An 18,021-nucleotide genomic window follows, 5' to 3' on the forward strand; every position below is an offset into this window, starting at 1 on the left:
ATTGAACAAGCATATTTTAGATCAGCCAGTTCAGGAATACATTAATCAACACTTAAATGATGATGTAGCGAAAATTGCTATGGCTAAAAGTCCATTTACAATTGTTGAAGCTAAAGAACTGGCCAATCAGATTGCTGCTAAAAATAAATCCCAACGTAAGCTACCTACCTGGTATCAGGCTGCTAGCATTTATTACCCAGCGTTACTTTCTATTGAACAGTGTTCTTCTGAGTCTACTGCAAGTTACAAAGCGAGCCTTGTGAAAGGAAATAGTTTAATTGACCTTACTGGTGGATTTGGTGTCGACAGCCTATACTTTGCAAAAACGGCAAAAACAGTTACTCATTGTGAAATCAATACAGAGTTGTCTGAAATAGCAACTCATAATGCGAAAGTACTCGGCCAAAATAACATTACATTTTTTGCTGGTGATGGCATTGCGATGATACAGGAAAGTAAAGCAACTTTTGACACCATTTACATAGACCCTGCCAGACGAAGTACAGCCGGAAAAGTATTTATGTTAAAAGACTGCACGCCAAATGTAGTAGAGTACCTGGATATATTACTATCCAAATCGAACCGGATCATCATTAAAACTGCTCCGCTGTTAGACTTAAGTGCAGGATTAAAAGAACTTCAAAATGTAGCTGAAATTCATATTGTAAGTGTTAAAAATGAGGTAAAAGAACTGCTTTGGATTATTGAGCCTCATGCCTCTGGCACTCCTAAAATTGTATGTACGACATTAAACGAGCAGGAAAAACATTTCCATTTTCTTAAAAATGAGGAGGAATTAACAGGACCTGCATTCCTTACAGGCCCTCTTTCAACTTATTTATATGAACCTGATTCTGCTCTGCTTAAAAGCGGAGCATTTAATCTCATTGGTAAAACCTACGGTTTGCAAAAACTGGATAATCAGACTCAGCTTTATACAGCTACCGAAGCAAATAAGCTGTTCCCTGGTCGAATATTTAAAATCAACAGAATTATTAAGTCTGGTGAATTGAAAAAGGAAAAGCAACTGACCGGAAATGTCATCGCCAGGAATTACAGAGACAAAGCAGAGAACCTGGTAAAAAAATATAAAATTAAACCAGACCAGCATCGCTTTCTTATCTTCACACAAAGTAAAACTGAGGGCTATCTTATTATTGATGCCACAATTGTACAGCATTATTAATACACCACATCTTCTTATAAAATCTGTACCGGGTATGTTCTAAATTACTCCAACCATCAGTTTTAACAAACTTTAACACCAACAAGATCTTGAATACTAATATTTTAGTTATTTTTAATTAAATAACCGACTAAATTATGAGGAACTTCAGACGTGTTAATAACCTGATTGGCTTTGGCCTTTTCGGATTATCAGGATTCGTTTACTGGCTTACTATGGAACCAACAGTAAGTTTTTGGGACTGTGGTGAATTTATAACAGCAGCAGACAAACTACAGGTTGGCCATCCAGTATTTCGTATTGTTTGCTGCAAAATCTGATTTGTTCTTTGTAAATACCCTGGGCTTTGGGGCTTTATGTATTGGCGTTATTTCCTGTGGAATTTTGCAGGCCGGCAGAATGACAAACATGGTCAGGGTTCTTAACTCATGCGAACCAAATGCTATCCTGTTTGTAACCGCAGATAATGATACTTTCCTTTTATGGTATGCACAAGAAGTGGAAGGTATCCGAACAGATATCCGTGTTGTAAACATCCAATACCTGTCAGACGATGCTTACATCAACCAGATGAAACCTCAGTTAAACAGATCAGCTCCACTCCCTATATCCATGCCAGAAGAAAAATATGTAAATGGTGTAAGAGATTACCTGCATTATTTCGACTACGGCTTTAAAGATAGTGTAGAATTAAAAGACCTTTTAGCTGTAATGACCTCAGACAACAAGGCCGACAAATTAGAATTATCAAATGGCACTTATCAGAACTTTCTTCCATCTAAAAAATGGACTTACAATAAAGATTATGTATTTAAGTCAGACCTGGCCGTCTTAGACATCCTTGCAAATAACAATTGGGAAAGGCCCGTGTATTTTGAAACCAATGTATCAAAGGATACTTACATTGGCCTGGACAATTATTTATATCTCGAAGGATATGCCTTGCGCTTACTTCCTTTTAAAACAAATCCTAAAGACACCCGTGACAAAACGGAACGTAGCCATACTGATGTGATGTACAACAATATGATGAAGTTTGATAATCTGTATAAAATGACTGCCAGTTACGGTCAAAATGAATTAAGCGAAAAAATAAAGATTCGTTTTAAAGAACTGGAAGAGAATTTCAGCTAAAATTTTAACATAAAAAAGCCTGCTCACATTTCTGTAGCAGGCTTAGAATCTTATTGAAAACCGATTATCTGTTCGGTTGTGGTGTCATCCTTAAATAAGGCTTTATCTCTTTATGTCCTTTAGGGAACCTTGCAGGGATGTCCTCATTTTTAATGCTGTTTGCAATCACTACGTCTTGTCCATCTTCCCAATCTGCCGGTGTAGCTACACTATAATTAGCAGTAAGCTGTAAAGAATCAATTACCCTTAATACTTCATTAAAGTTACGACCTGTAGAAGCAGGGTAAGTAAGCATCAGTTTAACTTTTTTATCAGGACCTATAATGAACAAAGAACGTACAGTTAACGTTTCTGAAGCATTAGGATGGATCATATCATATAAATCAGCAATCTTTTTATCTTCATCCGCTATAATAGGGAACTCAACTTCCGTATTTTGCGTTTCGTTAATGTCCTGAATCCAACCTCTGTGCGACTCAGCCGAATCAACACTTAAAGCCAAAACTTTTACATTTCTTTTTTCAAACTCACCTTTTAAAGCCGCTGTACGGCCAAGTTCTGTAGTACAAACAGGTGTATAATCTGCCGGATGTGAAAATAAAACACCCCAGCTATCTCCTAAAAATTCATAAAAATCAATAGGCCCTATAGATGTATCCGCTTTAAAATTGGGAGCTGCGTCCCCTATTCTTAAACTCATAATATTATGTTTTTAAAGATTAAAACTTAAAACTACAAAATAAAACAGATAAAGACTACAAAACAAGTATACTATTTTTGTAATAATTAGGCTCAGAACATTTGCTGTTGCTTCGGAGGTGTATCATCAGACAAAAACTTAATTTCAGGAACATCCGAACCAAGATGCTTATTAAATTGCTTAATGGTATAATCAGCTAAAACAGGCGTATCTTTTTCATCATGCTGATGAAGAAAGAAATAAACTTTTTCTAACCCTTTATCTAACCAATTCTTAATTCTTACTACCCATTCATCAATTCTGGCGAAGTCAGACTCCTTAAAATCCTGTCCATTTCCAACAAAACGAATAAATATTTCAGGGATAGTCAGCTCCATGTGGACACAATCTCTTCTTCCACTTGCATCTGTAATTACCGCTCCCTTTTTTAATCTGTGCAACATTCCGAACAAACGCTCACGTTCAGCCGCATTTGCAAACCATTCTTCATGTCTCAGCTCTACAAAAACCTGGAAGTCCACAGGTAATAACTTCAGGTAATTCTCCAGAATATCAAAATTCTTCGGACCAAAATTATCTCCAAGCTGTAAAAAGCAAGGTCCCAGATACCTTCCAAATTCGTGAATGCTTGATAAATAAAGATCTGTTGGAACTTCAGCGTCTTTTAACCTTTTAATGTGACTGATTGTTCTGGAAAATTTCGGGCAAAATATAAACCCGTTGGTAGAATTCTCCTCCGCTTTCTGCTTCCATTTTCGGATAAGCTCTGCATTTGGTATGCTATAAAATACTGCATTAAGTTCAATAGAATTAAAGTGCTTTACATATTGATCTAAAAAATCAGCTTCTTTAGTTTTGGCTGGATAAATCATATTCAGCCATTCCTTTCTTCCCCACTTCGCACAACCTATATAAAATGCAGGATCTTTAACAGGCTCATGTCCGGTAAGTGTTATTGCTGTTTGCTTTCCATCTTCTGGAAGTGTGAAATCTACAGATGCGATTTCATGTTCTGCTACTTTTCCAAAATCCATATCAAATGCTATATAAAATTAAACCCCGAAACTATCAATTAGTTTCGGGGTTTAAATACTTTTTTTCAGACCTTATTATTTATAGACCTTAATCATAAATACATAATCTTTTATTTTGTTAACCTGCTGAGGTTTACTTAAGCCTTGTAATGAGTTTCTTTTACTGAAAGCAATCTTTTTACCTAAAGAATCATTTGGAATAGAATTTAACGCTTCCTGAATGTACTTAGATTTAACTGCAAATGTTGCACCGTCAACCTGGTTTTGTTTAGCACTGATTACACCAATGATATTTCCATCATGATCTAATAAAGGACCACCACTATTACCTGGATTAACAGGAATAGAAACCTGGTATTGAGTAGTATCTCCATTATAACCAGACTTAGAACTTACATAACCCTGTCCATAAACTGCATCATCTTTAGGAAATCCAAGAGTGTATACAGACTCACCCATACCTATTACATTTTGTTTCAAGCGATATGGTAAATTTGATAAGGCAGAAAACGAATCATCTGTAATTTTAAGAATTGCAAGATCATACTGAGAATCTCTGCGCTTAACCACTGCCTTGTATGAATTACCTTTACTATCCTGAACATAAACAGAATCTGCCCCGTCAACCACATGTAAATTAGTTAAAATATATCCGTTTGCAGTCAGGGCAAAACCAGTACCCCCAAAATTTGCAGGCTTTAACTCTTTCGTGACATTAGCAGAATTATTTGTAGAATTTATTTTTCTGATCAGGTTACTTTGAGATGTTTTAATTTTTGCAAGTTCCCTGCTCACCAGTTCTACACTTCCACTTTGCTGTGTTGTTTGTTGTATTGAGTATAACGTAACAACGGTAAGTAATATAAATGAAGCCGCAACAGCAATAGCTGCTTTATTCTTACGCCATATATTTATAATAAATGATGGATGTGGACCAACCTCATTACTTAACGCAGCAACATCGATTTTTGCATGTACCTCATTCATTTTATTCTTCAGATCAGCAATTGAAGCATAATCATTTAATGACTCAAGGAAAACTTTATGAGCTACAACCTTATGATCAACAGTAACGTCTTTTAAACGTAGTTCTTCAAAAGCCTTAACTTCATCATCATTTAACTTACCATTCAGATAATCTTCAATTATCCCCTCTAATTCTATCTCGTTCCTCATATCAATATTAAGATTGAAAAAATAACTTCTTTAACCTCTGAAGGCATTTATATTTCTGCGTTTTGGCATTATCTGCATTGGTATAGCCAAACTTTTCACAGATTTCCTGCATTGAAAGGTTATTTATATAAAAATCCTGAATAATGGTTTTACAGGGTTCCCCTAAATGAAGCAGTGCCGATTGCATTTTTTCAAATTGCTGATCTTTCTCTTCATGGTGTTCTACATCTGTCTCTACAGCTATCACATCTTCAAAGTCCGAAATATCATTTGATTTTTTGCTTTGCTGCGAAAGCTTTTTCAACCAAATTCTTCTGCAAACTGAGTAGATATATGTTTTTAGTTTACTGCTTAACTCGAAATTGCCACCTTTAATCTTATTGTATAAAACAATGATTCCTTCCTGATACACGTCTTTTGCATCATCTTCATCACCATTATTATTCAAAATAAACTGCAAAACCATCGGAAAATACCCGCTATACAGTTTATTCAGCGCTTCTTCTGAGTTATTTAAGATACCTAAAACAACCTCTCTATCTGTTGGAACTGAACTGCTTAACTTATTACTCACTAATTAATACCTTTATACGTGAATGGTAACCCAATGTTAAGTAAAATAATTATTTTTTCTTGTCAATTGGTACAGATTCCTTTTGCTATTCTTTTGCTATCCTTTTGCTATTGTTTTGCTATCCTTTTGCCCGCACCAATAAAAATGCATAATCAGGGCGTATTAATAACTACAGTAAACAATATGAGTATCAAAACGAAACTGTCTAAGGTTCAAACGCAAATAAGAATAAACCATTATATCATAAAAATAAAAAACAAAGAAATATTAGAATTTAAAGAAATGATGATATATTTGCGGCTCGGAATTAGGACCTGAAAATCTTATTTAACTGTAAAACAGCGAATTAGAATAAAAAGGAAGTGTTATTAAAAATAATTCAACTTTTTTTGAAATAACTGGGTTACCTTTTAAACTTTCAGGTATTAATCAGTAAAATTAATTAATTATTTAAAATAGAATCAGAATGAAAAACGCATTTAAATTTGGCTTTTTAGCTTTAGCAATTTCTTTATCAGTAGCAGCTTGTCAATCATCAGAAAAAACTGCTGAAACTACAGATACTACGTTAACTGACACTTCAGCTATCGTAACTACAGTAGATACTAACGTAACTGACTCAGCTGTTAAAGATACTACAGTAACTACTACAACTACTGAAACTGCTCCAGCTCACTAAGCTAAATAAGTTATCTTATAAAAAAAGGCTTTGGGATTTCCCGAAGCCTTTTTTTATTGCCCTCAGGAATGTACCTTTGCAACGTAAAAAATCGTTACATTCATGAATTTATCTTCACTTCAAGCCATATCTCCAGTTGATGGCCGTTATAGAAATACGACACAGAATCTTTCTAAGTATTTTTCAGAATATGCTTTAATCAAATACAGAGTCTATGTAGAGATTGAATACTTCATTTCACTATGTGAAGCAGGTATACCCGGATTGGAACAGTTTGACAAAGCAAACTACCCGAAATTACGATTGATTCATGAGCAATTTAATGATCTGCATGCTCAGGAAGTTAAAGACACTGAAAAAGTAACGAACCACGATGTTAAGGCAGTTGAGTATTTTATAAAAAAGCAATTCGATAATCTTGGATTGGAAAACTATAAAGAATTTATTCATTTCGGCTTAACTTCTCAGGATATTAACAATACTGCTATACCTTTCACTTTTAAGTTAGCGCTTAACGAAGTTTATTATCCCAATATCACTGAGTTAATCAGCAAAATAAAGGATCTGGCAAATGAATGGAAAGAAGTGCCACTATTAGCACATACACATGGACAACCGGCCTCTCCTACCAAATTGGGTAAAGAGTTTCTTGTATTTGCAGAACGCCTGGAAATCCAGCTAAACAATTTAAAAAACATCCCTAACAGTGCTAAATTTGGTGGTGCTACAGGAAATTTCAATGCACACCACATTGCTTATCCTAATATTGATTGGGTACAATTCTCTAATCGTTTTGTAAATGAGGCTTTAGGATTAACACGTGCACAACACACCACTCAGATTGAACATTATGATCAATTTGCTGCACAATGCGATGCATTGAAACGAATCAACAATATCATTATTGACCTTGACAGAGATATCTGGGCTTACATTTCTAAAAACTATTTCAAACAAAGAATTAAAGAGGGCGAAGTAGGTTCATCTGCTATGCCACATAAAGTTAATCCTATCGACTTTGAAAATGCAGAAGGTAATGCTGGAATTGCTAATGCTTTGTTTGAATTCTTTGCCTCAAAACTTCCAATTTCCCGCTTACAGAGAGATCTGACAGATTCAACTGTACTTAGAAATGTAGGTGTTCCAATGGCTCATACTATAATTGCCATTTCATCAACTTTAAAAGGTTTAAATAAAATATTATTAAATAATGATGCCATAGCTGCAGACCTTGAAAACAATTGGGCTGTAGTTGCAGAAGCTATTCAAACCGTATTGAGAAGAGAAGCTTATCCTAACCCCTATGAGGCATTGAAGGACCTGACAAGAACAAATCAACAGATTACAGCGATTACAATGGCCAATTTTATTGATGGCTTAAATGTAAGTGATCAGTTAAAAGCAGAGTTAAAGCAGATTACTCCTTTCAACTATACAGGAGTATTTTAAGCAGGTTATCCTATATAATGACCTAAAACAGACACCTGGCCCTGCAATTGCAGCAATGAATTATCTATTTTTGTATAAAATATTAAGACAATGACTATCAACGTATATACAGAACAAACACCAAACCCTGCTACAATGAAATTCATGGTCAATAAATTATTGATCAATGGCAGTGAAGATTTCGCAACTAAAGAAAGTGCTGAGCATTCTCCGTTTGCTAAGGAACTGTTTAAGTTCAACTTTGTTAACGGTGTATTCTTTGCCAGTAACTTCGTTACGATTACTAAAACTGAAGATGCGGAATGGCCGGATATCGAACCGATTTTAAAGGAGTTCGTTAAAGGTGCTGTAGAATCTGAATATAAAATTAAAGAAGATACTTCTGATGAGGCTCCTGTTTTTGAAGGAACAGACCTGGAGATTAAGATACAGCAAATTCTGCACGATTACGTTCGCCCTGCGGTTGAACAGGATGGTGGAGCAATTAGCTATAAATCTTTTGATGAAGGTGTGGTTACCGTAGAGCTTAGAGGTTCTTGTAGCGGCTGCCCTTCTTCTACCATCACTTTAAAATCTGGTATACAGAACTTATTGCAACGTATGGTTCCGGAAGTTAAAGAAGTAATATCTGAAGCATTATAAATACTATTCACTAATTCAAAATATAAAAGAGAGGGGCTATTCGTAATTGAATAGCCCCTCTCTTTTATTAAAGATATTTCTCTAAATATTATTTGAAGTAATCATTCATTAATACCAGGATCTCCTCAGAAATCCCACCATTTGTTGCTAAAATCTCCCTCTTTTCGATGAACTCCTCGCCACCACTAAAGTTCATAATTTGTCCACCAGCCTGCTGTACAAGATAAGCACCTGCAGCAACATCCCAGGCATTAAGATTATACTCAAAAAAAGCATCAAAGCGTCCACATGCCACATAGGCTAAATCTACAGCTGCAGAACCAATTCTTCTTAAACCACGACACCTGCGCATCATTTCTGTAAACAGTTTTATGTATTCAGCTTGTTTATCAAAATCATAATAAGGGAAGCCTGTAGCCAACAAACAATCAGCAAGCTCAGTTCTCTTTGAGACACTAATAGGCTTATTATTAAGAAAAGCAGTTCCTCCTTTAAATGTATAAAACATCTCTCCTCTGTTGATTTCATAAACTACACCAATTACAGGCTGGTTCTCTTCATACAAAGCGATGCTTATAGAATAAGTAGGCACCCCATGAATAAAATTGGTTGTACCATCAAGAGGATCAATGATCCAGTTATAAACTTTCCCCGTACGGTTTATAGTCTTTTCTTCGGTCGTAAATCCCGCTAAAGGGAGAATTTTGGAAAGGTTTCTAACCAATTGTTTCTCTGCAGACTTATCTACATAAGAAACCAGATCATTCAGTCCTTTGAACTCTATAGCATCAGCATCAAAGTTCATCGACTCTTTTCTAATAAAATTACCTGTAAGTCGCGCAATTGCCACAACCTTGGAACACAATATTTCGTAATTCAAATCCAGCAGGTTTAATAATTGGCTAATTTTTCCTTATTTCTTATAGAATAGAGCACAAGAAGCAAGCCAGACAAGAACATCAGACATGAAATCAGTTCGGCTTGTGTAAATTGTATTCCAGAAACGTTATATTTTGTATTTACTCTGATCAATTCAATAAAGAAACGTTCTACACCGTTCATCATCAGGTAAATTCCAAACATCATCCCAGGTAATTTAATGCGGTCACGGATTTTCCATAAAATCAGGAAAAGAACGAAACATACAATCACTTCGTAAAGTGGTGTTGGATAAGCCGGCTGAGCCAGTTCATTACAGAATTTACCAACACATCCTGGAATTGGAATACCCTCGTTAGCTACGTTATTAGGATATTTATAAGCCCATAACCAGTCTGGCAACCATGAAAAAGGTTTAGGGTTCAGATTTGTAATACCCCAATCTCCATCGCCCGACATATGACAACCTATCCGTCCGACACTATATGCAAGCATCATACCCGGCCCACCAATATCTAACATATGTAATGGCTTAATACCATTCTTACGAGCGATATACAATACCGCAGCACCTCCACAGATCAAACCACCGTAAAAAGTTAAGCCACTAAATGAAAGTAAGCCAGCTATCGGATCCGCAACAAAAGTATCCCAATGTTCCAGATTGTCGAATATTTTAGCACCCAAAAAGCCCCAAACTGCAGCCCATACAATCAAGTTCCCCATCAGTTCGTGCGGATGTTGAGTTACTTCAACAGTTTTAGGTTTATCCAGTTTAACCTTGTTTTTCTCCTGATAATCCCAATAAGCAAACAGACCTGCAAAAAACAAACCACCAAGAACACTTCCCTGAGTAGATAATAATACAACCTGCGCATCGGCTACAAAAAGTTTATAATTCAAAAGCGCATAAACCAGTTTATAACCAATAAGGAAACCAAAAATGGCATTAGAAGCTAATTCAATGGTACTTGCAGGTTTACCAATGGTAACCTTTTTCTTTACCGGATGAAGGATCCCAAGTGCTTCTTTTCTTTTAAACTCTTTGGAAAAAGCCCAGTAACCAGCAATAAATGCTAATGCTACAAAAACACCAAACGTATTAAATGGAAGCGGAATCTGTATTCCGAAAAGGTATTCTATAAAATGAGATACGGTAGGAAACATAAATTAAAAAGGTTTTATGCGAATATAGGATTAATGGGCTAATACTTCTTGTGTTTCGGCAACTTCTACCTCACCATCTGCAGTCAGTTCAACTAGTTTTACGGTTTTTATTTCATTCACCATTACAGGATCGTATTTTGCTTTTACTTTAACATAGTTCTTTGTAAATCCATGCATAAAGCCGTTCTTCTGGTCATCCTCAAAAAGAACTTCACCAACTGTATCAAGTTGCGACTGATAAAAAGCTCTTCGCTTCTTATCTGATAAAATATGAAGCATTTTACTACGATCAGAACGAGTGCTTCCTGCAACACGTCCTTTCATCTCAGCAGCTTCAGTTTGTTCCCTTTCAGAATAAGTGAATACGTGTAAATATGAAATATCTAATTCATTTAAAAACTGGTAAGTATCTAAAAAGTCTTCATGTGTTTCACCAGGAAATCCAACAATAACATCAACCCCAATGCAGCAGTTTGGCATTACTGCCTTAATTTTGGCTACTCGTTCTACATACAGCTCTCTTTGGTAACGTCTTTTCATCAGTCCAAGGATTTTATTGGAACCCGATTGCAATGGAATATGAAAATGAGGAACAAATCTTTTTGAACCAGCAACAAACTCTATAATTTCATTGCTTAAAAGATTTGGTTCTATTGAAGAGATCCTGATTCTTTCAATTCCCTCAACTTCATCCAGTGCTTTTACAAGGTCAAAAAACTTATCTTCTCTTTGTCCATTACGGATTCCAAAATCGCCTAGATTCACACCTGTCAATACAATTTCTTTCACCCCACTTTCAGCAATTTGCTTCGCACGGTTAACCACGTTCTCTATTGTATCACTCCTACTGCCACCACGAGCTAAAGGAATGGTACAATAAGTACAAGGATAATCACAGCCATCCTGTACTTTTAAAAAAGTACGGGTACGGTCGCCAATTGAATAAGCTGCAATAAAATTATGATTTACTTTTTCTATATTTTGCTGATGAACAACTGCCTTGGGTTGTTTGGTAAGATCAGATATAAATTCAACAATCCTAAATTTCTCTGCAGCTCCCAACACCATGTCTACGCCTTCAATCTCTGCAATTTCTGTAGGTTTAAGCTGTGCATAACACCCTACAATTGTAACGTAAGCTTGTGGCGAATATTTCAATGCTTCTTTCACAACCTTACGGCATTTTTTATCTGCATGTTCTGTAACAGAACAGGTATTGATTACATATACATCCGCTCCGTCTGTAAAATCTACAACAGCATAACCTGCATCAGTAAATAAACGGCCTATTGTTGATGTTTCAGAGAAATTCAACTTACAACCTAATGTATAAAATGCAACTTTCTTCATTTAACCAGACATTCTAATAAGTCTGCAAAGGTAAGGTTTTTGGTGATTTATTCCTCATTCCAGCGGTAACTATCCTGCTCCAACCCTGCCAGGTCTATTACCCTGCTTACAACGGTCTGCGCTACCTCTTCTATTGATTTCGGCAAGCTGTAAAATGAAGGATTAGCCGGACAAATAATTCCTCCTGCTTCGGTCACAATCTTCATGTTATTGATATGAATAAGGCTAAAAGGCGTATCTCTCACTACAGCAATTAATTTTCTACGTTCTTTAAGCACAACATCCGCAGCTCTTGAAATGAGATCATTTGAGATACCATGAGCAATCCTTCCCAGCGTTCCCATAGAGCAGGGAATAATAATCATCGTGTCATATTTTGCAGAGCCAGAAGCAAAGGGGGCATTAAAATCCATTTTGGGATAAAAAGCAAAAGGATATTTATCATAATCTTCATTACCTAATTCAAAGCGCCATACTTCCTTTGCATTGTCAGACATTACCACACCAACATTTTCAATCTGGCCGGAAAGCTTCAACAAACTATCTAGCAACAACTTAGCATAAACAGACCCACTGGCCCCGGTAACAGCAACAATCACTTTTTTTTTCTTCCCCATAACAGAGCAAAGATACGGAAGCCTGTTGAACAAAAAAGGGTCGAAAAATTAATTTCGACCCTACATCTACCTATGAAAAACATACCCTCGAAAGGGTAAGCCCAAATGTAACTAATCTTTTTTAATAAATAAAAGTTTAAACATATTTTTTTCTACTCATTTGCCTTTTAGTATAATCACACAATCAAATAACGAAAGTTGATCCAAAAACTAATAGTTTTTCACAACATCCTTCATCTCAAAAAAATTATATTACAGCCAAATAATTAAACAATATTGGCATAATATATTACAAAAACAGCATCAAATATGTATATATAAAGTATTTTTAATATATTCAATCTTCATAATATGAGTTAAGATATTACGAGGTGGTCATGGTTAAAATAATTATCAAAAGACTTCCTTCTTGCTAAAGAAATAAAATTGAACACATGAAACCTCAGTTGCTAAAAGTTTCTAATAATCTTGTTAATTCATTCAGTGCCAGAAGGGACAATGTCCCTTATATCAATAACAGATGGCATTATCATGAAGAGGTAGAATTGATTTATTTTAAAAAAGGAAGCGGAACGCAATTTATTGGCGATAGTATTAAAAGATTTAGCTCTGGCGACATAGTGTTGGTAGGTGCTCATTTACCACATTATTGGAAGTTTGATGACAACTATTTTAATGAAGGAGAAACTGATCATGCGGATGTTATTGTCATTCATTTTTGTGAAAACTTTTGGGGCAACCATTTCTTATCTCTTCCTGAGAATAAAGGAATTAAACAGACTTTAGAAAAAGCCCAGCGTGGTATTCAGATTTCAGATACGAATAGAAAAAATATTGCCTCAATTATGGAGCTCATTCTGGTCGCTTCAGGTTCACAGAGAATCATATTGCTGATGGAAGCTTTACTTGAAATTGAAAGCAGTGCGAAAGAAAAACAATTATCCTCTATGGGGTTTCATAACAACTTTGAGGATTCTGAAAACGACAGGATTAATGCTATTTATAATTACTCTTTAACTCATTTTAAAAGAAAAATACAAATGGAGGAAATGGCCGCTGTCGCCAATATCAGTCCCAATTCCTTTTGTCGATATTTTAAAACCAGGACCAGGAAAACGTATACTCAATTTATTAGTGAAATACGAGTAGGCCATGCTTGTAAACTTCTGATTGAGGATAGTTTAAATGTAAAACAGATCTGCTATGAAAGTGGCTTTCATAACTTTGCCAGTTTTCACAAACACTTTAAAATCATAACTGGTCAAAGCCCTCTGTCCTATCAAAAGTCTTTCCTTCGTAAATAACCCGTTAAACCAAATAAGTTAACATACCGCAATCGCATCTGGATAAAGACCTTACGCTATTGCGGTATTGCTGGATAAACCAGTAGAACTGGCTTTATTTTAAAATTTTCTTAACAGCTTTTTCATATGCCTCTGCATAATGCAACATACCAATATCATTTGGATGTGTACCATCTACCATGCTTTCGATGTCCTGATTAATCTCAGCTTTTGTAAGGTGATAAATCTGTTTTACACCAGCTTCTTTTAGCTTTGAAAGCGCAGTGTTTAATGCAACATTTACACGTTCGTAACTACTTTTACGAGCGGGATATAAGCCATCATCTGTATAACCATCATGCTCCGTTAACAAAATAGGTACACCTGGTCTTTTTGCCTGCAAATACGTAACAGTAGCCAAAACTCTTTTTACAATCTCCTCATTATTAAAATCTTTTGCCGATGTTAAATTTGGTAAACAGTCGAGTATATACAAACTCGCATCAATTTCTGGTAATAATTCATAAACTTCTTTCTCGAGGCGACCATTGCCAGAAAACGCAAGGTTTATAATTGGCTGATCTAACTTTCTGCTTAACATATTTGTCCATGCTAAGCCAGGTCTGCTTGCACAAGCCCCCTGTGCTATCGATGTACCATACACAACTATAGGTTTCTTTTTAACAACTGGTAAAGGTGCAAAAGTATTTTTCTCAGGCACACTTATTTCCATCCATTTTACAGTATTATACAAAGGCAAGTACAATGTATATTCACGATCATTAATCCCCGAAGCTCCTATGCTTCTAAAACGACATACAATTGTGTCGCCAAAAACGTAATTCCCAGCAGCCCAGGCATATTTTCCATTTCCATCTTTTGCATATAAATCAACTCCACTCACTCCGGTTGAAGGCATATGAAACATCTGAAGCGGTCCTGCCACCTGATATTTCACAACAATTTCCGGAGCATCCGATTTAAAACGGATATTTAATCCCGCACTGTTTTTAGATAAATTCCATACAGGTTTACGCACAGTACCTTCAGCTTTTGAAGGTAGTCGGTCATAGAAATTCTGTATTCCGCTATGCCACCCCTGTCCTCCTACTACACTTTCTTTGTCTTTCTCCGGGTTCCATGTTTTATAGACGGTTTTCTGCTGAGCAATGGTAACATTCGCACAGAATAATAAAGTAAAACTTAATAATAAAGATTGTTTCATGTGGTTAGTTTTTTTCGAATATATAAAAAAAGCAGACTTTACTAAAGTCTGCTTTTAATGATATTTAAATGTTTAAGCTTATCTGCCCATCCATCCACCATCAACGGTCATCACAGTACCGTGCATATAACTTGATGCCTCAGAAGCAAGGAATACAATTGGTCCTTTAAAATCTTCAGCCTCACCCCATCTGCCAGCTGGAATACGTTCCATAATAGAACGACTACGATCTTCATCTGCTCTTAAAGCAGTAGTATTATCAGTTGAAATATAACCAGGGGCAATTGCGTTAACATTTACACCTTTTGATGCCCATTCATTAGCAAATGCTTTTGTTAGCTGGCCAATTGCACCTTTACTTGCTGCATAACCAGGAACAGTAATTCCACCCTGGAATGTTAGCAATGAAGCTGTAAAAATAATCTTACCACTTCCCCTGTTTACCATATCGCGACCAATTTCTCTGGTCAGAATAAAAGGAGCAGTTTGATTTACAGCCACAACTTCATCCCAAAACTCATCTGGATGCTCTGCAATTGGTTTCCTAAGAATTGTACCAGCATTGTTTACCAAAATGTCAATTACCGGATGATCTTCTTTAACTTTCTCACAAAATGATTTTAAAGAATCACGATCACTAAAATTACATTGATAAGCATAGAATTTTCTTCCAAAGGCCTTTACTGTATTTTCTACTGCACTTCCGCTCAGTTCAAGATTTGCAGACACTCCAATAATATCAGCACCCGCCTCAGCTAAAGCTTCTGCCATTGCTTTACCAATACCACGTTTACAACCGGTAACTAAAGCTACTTTCCCTTTTAAATTGAATAAATCAAGTATTGCCATTTTCTATATTTTATTTTTATTGTACACTAACCTTTAAAGGTTGTTCCAATTGTTTTTTAAAGCTATTCAGATAATTAAACCATGCCTGTGCAGTTGTTATTTCATTAGCCTTACTCCAAGCAGAGCCATTATAATAAACTACAGGCTTTTTGTTGTTTGATGCAGTACGAGTTAGCAAGTGTGACTTATCTGTACCCATGCTTAACTTTTCATCTGTAACAATAGTCGCCACTCCAGTAATGCCATCTTCACCATGCTGAGGCTCCCAGTACCCCATAATCCCTTGCTTTTCATCCATTAAAATGGTTCCTGCCTCTTTCCTTTTTACTATACCCACTGCAAGAGGCAATACATCTCCATCATAAGTATAAGCAGCCTCAATCTTATTCATATGTGATCCTGCATCCAGAGAGATGGTTTTCGTTACCTTAACTGACTTCCCTGCAACGTTCCATGCATCATATCCCAACTCGAACGTTGTACGCAATGGACCATTATCCAATACTTTCCAATAATGATAATTTAAAGGGAAAACAATAGAGTCTTTAACAATTGGAGCTATATCACCAGCACCTAGTGTTAAACCAACACTATAATAATCCATTCCATCTCCATTATCACGATGGTAATCATTTATTTTATACCATTTATTAATGATTAAGTTGGTTGTCCTTTTTACCCAGACATCAATGCCATATGCATTATCCTTTCTTGCTTCCAGTGCTTTTCCGTACATACGGAAAGCTACTTTATCATTTTCCCATGCAAAATCATCAAAACGTTCCGGCACATAACGGCCATAAGTTTTTTTAACTATCGGTGCCGGTTTACCCGGAACAACAGATAACTGAACATTACCTTTCGCTTTAACACTTACCTGTACCAATAGATTCTGTACAGAGGCTTGTCCACGGCGCTCTAACTGAAAAGGGACTTCCTTTTTGGTTAGCACATTGATCACCTTAAAATTCGCAGTATCGATTTTAGGATATCTGGCGGTGATGTTATTCCAGCTAACAGCAACAACAGCATTTGCACGCTCCATTGCCGATGGATTATTAATTGTTAATGTTGCTTTGGTTTGTGCCATTAAGGGACTGTATAAACCAGAGAACAACAATAAAAAACCTACTAATCTTTTCATCTATTTACATTTTGGGTTCAATAGTCGGCCGTACCGACTATTTTAAATCATTAATTGCGCAGTGATCCATATCACCATAATCAAGGTTTTCACCAGCCATACCCCAGATAAAAGTATAGTTACTAGTTCCTGCACCAGAGTGGATAGACCAGTTAGGTGAAATTACAGCTTGTTCATTTTGCATCCAGATATGTCTGGTTTCCTGAGGTTCGCCCATAAAGTGACAAACACTTTGTCCAGCCGGCACTTCAAAATAAAAATATACTTCCATCCTTCTATCGTGCGTATGAGCCGGCATTGTGTTCCAGACACTTCCGCTTTTTAATTCCGTCATACCCATTTGTAACTGACAGGTAGGTAATACACTGTTTACAATCAGCTTATTGATCACACGATGATTTGCTGTTTCAGGAGATCCAAGTTCAACAACTTCTGCATCAGCTCTTGAAACCTTTTTGCTAGGGTAAGTATGATGTGCAGGTGCAGAATTGATATAGAATTTTGCAGGGTTATTTTTATCATCCGAAGCAAAGCTTACAGATTGTGTTCCTTTACCAAGGTATAAAGCCTCTTTAAATTCAAGCTCATAAGTTACACCATCAGCCACAATTTTACCTTTTGCGCCAACGTTTATAATACCCAGCTCTCTTCTTTCCAGAAAATAAGCTGCTTTAAGATTTTCAGGGTTAGACAATTCTACAGCCTCATTTACCGGCATTACACCTCCAGTTATATAGCGGTCGAAATGAGATAAAGTAAGCTTAACAGCATCAGCCTCAAATAAGCTTTCCATTAAAAAATTCTTGCGTAAAGCAGCAGTATCAAATTGCTTTGCTTCACCCGGACTAACTGCATAGCGGCTTTCAAAAGATGTTTTCATTGTTTTGTATTTTATATTTGTTCAATCATCCAAAAAGGATGTAATGTATTTAA

At 36.1% G+C, this 18,021-nt stretch carries 19 protein-coding genes; 7 read left to right on the plus strand and 12 right to left on the minus strand.

The annotated features are described in order from the left end of the window. Position 1 precedes the first annotated feature (1 nt). The 3 genes from ABDJ41_RS14870 (at position 2) to ABDJ41_RS14880 (ending at position 2,320) form a co-directional block, all read left to right on the plus strand. A complete protein-coding gene (locus tag ABDJ41_RS14870) occupies positions 2-1,186 on the plus strand; it encodes a THUMP-like domain-containing protein (RefSeq protein WP_349786854.1) in 1,185 nt (394 codons plus the stop codon). 137 nt (positions 1,187-1,323) lie between these two features. Next, a complete protein-coding gene (locus ABDJ41_RS14875) occupies positions 1,324-1,506 on the plus strand; it encodes a hypothetical protein (protein ID WP_349786855.1) in 183 nt (60 codons plus the stop codon). 88 nt (positions 1,507-1,594) lie between these two features. Continuing rightward, positions 1,595-2,320 (plus strand): hypothetical protein, encoded by a 726-nt coding sequence (locus ABDJ41_RS14880; RefSeq protein WP_349786856.1) that lies wholly within the window; start codon positions 1,595-1,597, stop codon positions 2,318-2,320. Between the two features lie 64 nt (positions 2,321-2,384). Here ABDJ41_RS14880 and ABDJ41_RS14885 read toward each other — a convergent pair whose 3' ends face one another. From ABDJ41_RS14885 to ABDJ41_RS14900, 4 genes are all read right to left on the minus strand, one after another. Then, positions 2,385-3,020: a peroxiredoxin gene (locus ABDJ41_RS14885; RefSeq protein WP_349786857.1), complete on the minus strand. Its 636-nt coding sequence runs from the start codon at positions 3,018-3,020 to the stop codon at positions 2,385-2,387. Positions 3,021-3,112: 92 nt separating this feature from the next. Beyond that, positions 3,113-4,054 carry a DUF72 domain-containing protein gene (locus ABDJ41_RS14890; RefSeq protein WP_349786858.1) on the minus strand — a complete coding sequence of 314 codons (942 nt, stop codon included), beginning with the start codon at positions 4,052-4,054 and terminating at the stop codon, positions 3,113-3,115. Between the two features lie 75 nt (positions 4,055-4,129). After that, positions 4,130-5,230, minus strand: coding sequence for a S1C family serine protease (locus ABDJ41_RS14895; protein ID WP_349786859.1), 1,101 nt, complete (start codon positions 5,228-5,230; stop codon positions 4,130-4,132). 7 nt (positions 5,231-5,237) lie between these two features. Then, entirely contained in the window at positions 5,238-5,804 is a 567-nt protein-coding gene (locus tag ABDJ41_RS14900; RefSeq protein WP_349786860.1) for an RNA polymerase sigma factor, read from the minus strand. Positions 5,805-6,270: 466 nt separating this feature from the next. On the opposite strand from ABDJ41_RS14900, the gene ABDJ41_RS14905 reads away from it, so the two are divergent. The 3 genes from ABDJ41_RS14905 to ABDJ41_RS14915 all read left to right on the plus strand — a co-directional run bounded on the left by ABDJ41_RS14905 (position 6,271) and on the right by ABDJ41_RS14915 (position 8,574). Beyond that, on the plus strand, positions 6,271-6,483 hold the full coding sequence (locus tag ABDJ41_RS14905; protein ID WP_349786861.1) for a hypothetical protein: 213 nt from the start codon (positions 6,271-6,273) through the stop codon (positions 6,481-6,483). A 102-nt stretch (positions 6,484-6,585) separates the two neighbouring features. Further along, on the plus strand, positions 6,586-7,932 hold the full coding sequence (gene purB, locus ABDJ41_RS14910; RefSeq protein WP_349786862.1) for an adenylosuccinate lyase: 1,347 nt from the start codon (positions 6,586-6,588) through the stop codon (positions 7,930-7,932). A 90-nt stretch (positions 7,933-8,022) separates the two neighbouring features. After that, the gene (locus ABDJ41_RS14915) at positions 8,023-8,574 is read left to right on the plus strand and encodes a NifU family protein (protein WP_349786863.1); all 552 of its coding nucleotides are present in this window, start codon (positions 8,023-8,025) and stop codon (positions 8,572-8,574) included. An 88-nt stretch (positions 8,575-8,662) separates the two neighbouring features. On the opposite strand, the gene ABDJ41_RS14920 is transcribed toward ABDJ41_RS14915, so the two are convergent. From ABDJ41_RS14920 to ABDJ41_RS14935, 4 genes are read right to left on the minus strand one after another with little or no spacing between them, the layout of a single operon-like run. After that, positions 8,663-9,454 carry an inositol monophosphatase family protein gene (locus ABDJ41_RS14920; RefSeq protein ID WP_349786864.1) on the minus strand — a complete coding sequence of 264 codons (792 nt, stop codon included), beginning with the start codon at positions 9,452-9,454 and terminating at the stop codon, positions 8,663-8,665. A gap of 11 nt (positions 9,455-9,465) precedes the next feature. Further along, complete coding sequence (locus ABDJ41_RS14925) at positions 9,466-10,620, minus strand: prolipoprotein diacylglyceryl transferase (protein WP_349786865.1); 1,155 nt, start codon at positions 10,618-10,620, stop codon at positions 9,466-9,468. 30 nt (positions 10,621-10,650) lie between these two features. After that, positions 10,651-11,970: a tRNA (N(6)-L-threonylcarbamoyladenosine(37)-C(2))-methylthiotransferase MtaB gene (mtaB, locus tag ABDJ41_RS14930; RefSeq protein ID WP_349786866.1), complete on the minus strand. Its 1,320-nt coding sequence runs from the start codon at positions 11,968-11,970 to the stop codon at positions 10,651-10,653. Positions 11,971-12,017: 47 nt separating this feature from the next. Further along, positions 12,018-12,587, minus strand: a complete 570-nt coding sequence (locus ABDJ41_RS14935) for a UbiX family flavin prenyltransferase (protein ID WP_349786867.1) — start codon at positions 12,585-12,587, stop codon at positions 12,018-12,020. Positions 12,588-13,021: 434 nt separating this feature from the next. Here ABDJ41_RS14935 and ABDJ41_RS14940 point away from each other — a divergent pair, with 434 nt between their 5' ends. Beyond that, entirely contained in the window at positions 13,022-13,891 is an 870-nt protein-coding gene (locus ABDJ41_RS14940) for an AraC family transcriptional regulator (protein ID WP_349786868.1), read from the plus strand. A 94-nt stretch (positions 13,892-13,985) separates the two neighbouring features. Here the strand turns inward: ABDJ41_RS14940 and ABDJ41_RS14945 are convergent, their stop codons facing one another. The 4 genes from ABDJ41_RS14945 to kduI all read right to left on the minus strand — a co-directional run bounded on the left by ABDJ41_RS14945 (position 13,986) and on the right by kduI (position 17,968). Then, positions 13,986-15,095 (minus strand): SGNH/GDSL hydrolase family protein, encoded by a 1,110-nt coding sequence (locus tag ABDJ41_RS14945; protein WP_349786869.1) that lies wholly within the window; start codon positions 15,093-15,095, stop codon positions 13,986-13,988. A gap of 78 nt (positions 15,096-15,173) precedes the next feature. Further along, complete coding sequence (locus tag ABDJ41_RS14950; RefSeq protein ID WP_349787085.1) at positions 15,174-15,938, minus strand: SDR family NAD(P)-dependent oxidoreductase; 765 nt, start codon at positions 15,936-15,938, stop codon at positions 15,174-15,176. 22 nt (positions 15,939-15,960) lie between these two features. Then, on the minus strand, positions 15,961-17,088 hold the full coding sequence (locus tag ABDJ41_RS14955; RefSeq protein WP_349786870.1) for a BT3233 family polysaccharide utilization protein: 1,128 nt from the start codon (positions 17,086-17,088) through the stop codon (positions 15,961-15,963). A gap of 37 nt (positions 17,089-17,125) precedes the next feature. Then, positions 17,126-17,968: a 5-dehydro-4-deoxy-D-glucuronate isomerase gene (gene kduI / locus ABDJ41_RS14960; RefSeq protein ID WP_349786871.1), complete on the minus strand. Its 843-nt coding sequence runs from the start codon at positions 17,966-17,968 to the stop codon at positions 17,126-17,128. Between the last annotated feature and the right edge of the window lie 53 nt (positions 17,969-18,021).

The sequence above is a fragment of the Pedobacter sp. ASV1-7 genome (assembly GCF_040203335.1).
Taxonomy (GTDB): Bacteria; Bacteroidota; Bacteroidia; order Sphingobacteriales; family Sphingobacteriaceae; genus Pedobacter.

Coding starts and splice junctions, on each gene's coding strand:
- ABDJ41_RS14890 (WP_349786858.1), bottom strand. CDS start 4,054: ATGGATTTTGGAAAAGTAGCAGAACATGAAATCGCATCTGTAGATTTC.
- kduI (WP_349786871.1), bottom strand. CDS start 17,968: ATGAAAACATCTTTTGAAAGCCGCTATGCAGTTAGTCCGGGTGAAGCA.
- ABDJ41_RS14940 (WP_349786868.1), top strand. CDS start 13,022: ATGAAACCTCAGTTGCTAAAAGTTTCTAATAATCTTGTTAATTCATTC.
- ABDJ41_RS14955 (WP_349786870.1), bottom strand. CDS start 17,088: ATGAAAAGATTAGTAGGTTTTTTATTGTTGTTCTCTGGTTTATACAGT.
- ABDJ41_RS14925 (WP_349786865.1), bottom strand. CDS start 10,620: ATGTTTCCTACCGTATCTCATTTTATAGAATACCTTTTCGGAATACAG.
- ABDJ41_RS14880 (WP_349786856.1), top strand. CDS start 1,595: ATGGTCAGGGTTCTTAACTCATGCGAACCAAATGCTATCCTGTTTGTA.
- ABDJ41_RS14915 (WP_349786863.1), top strand. CDS start 8,023: ATGACTATCAACGTATATACAGAACAAACACCAAACCCTGCTACAATG.
- ABDJ41_RS14945 (WP_349786869.1), bottom strand. CDS start 15,095: ATGAAACAATCTTTATTATTAAGTTTTACTTTATTATTCTGTGCGAAT.
- mtaB (WP_349786866.1), bottom strand. CDS start 11,970: ATGAAGAAAGTTGCATTTTATACATTAGGTTGTAAGTTGAATTTCTCT.
- ABDJ41_RS14885 (WP_349786857.1), bottom strand. CDS start 3,020: ATGAGTTTAAGAATAGGGGACGCAGCTCCCAATTTTAAAGCGGATACA.
- ABDJ41_RS14905 (WP_349786861.1), top strand. CDS start 6,271: ATGAAAAACGCATTTAAATTTGGCTTTTTAGCTTTAGCAATTTCTTTA.
- ABDJ41_RS14935 (WP_349786867.1), bottom strand. CDS start 12,587: ATGGGGAAGAAAAAAAAAGTGATTGTTGCTGTTACCGGGGCCAGTGGG.
- ABDJ41_RS14875 (WP_349786855.1), top strand. CDS start 1,324: ATGAGGAACTTCAGACGTGTTAATAACCTGATTGGCTTTGGCCTTTTC.
- purB (WP_349786862.1), top strand. CDS start 6,586: ATGAATTTATCTTCACTTCAAGCCATATCTCCAGTTGATGGCCGTTAT.
- ABDJ41_RS14895 (WP_349786859.1), bottom strand. CDS start 5,230: ATGAGGAACGAGATAGAATTAGAGGGGATAATTGAAGATTATCTGAAT.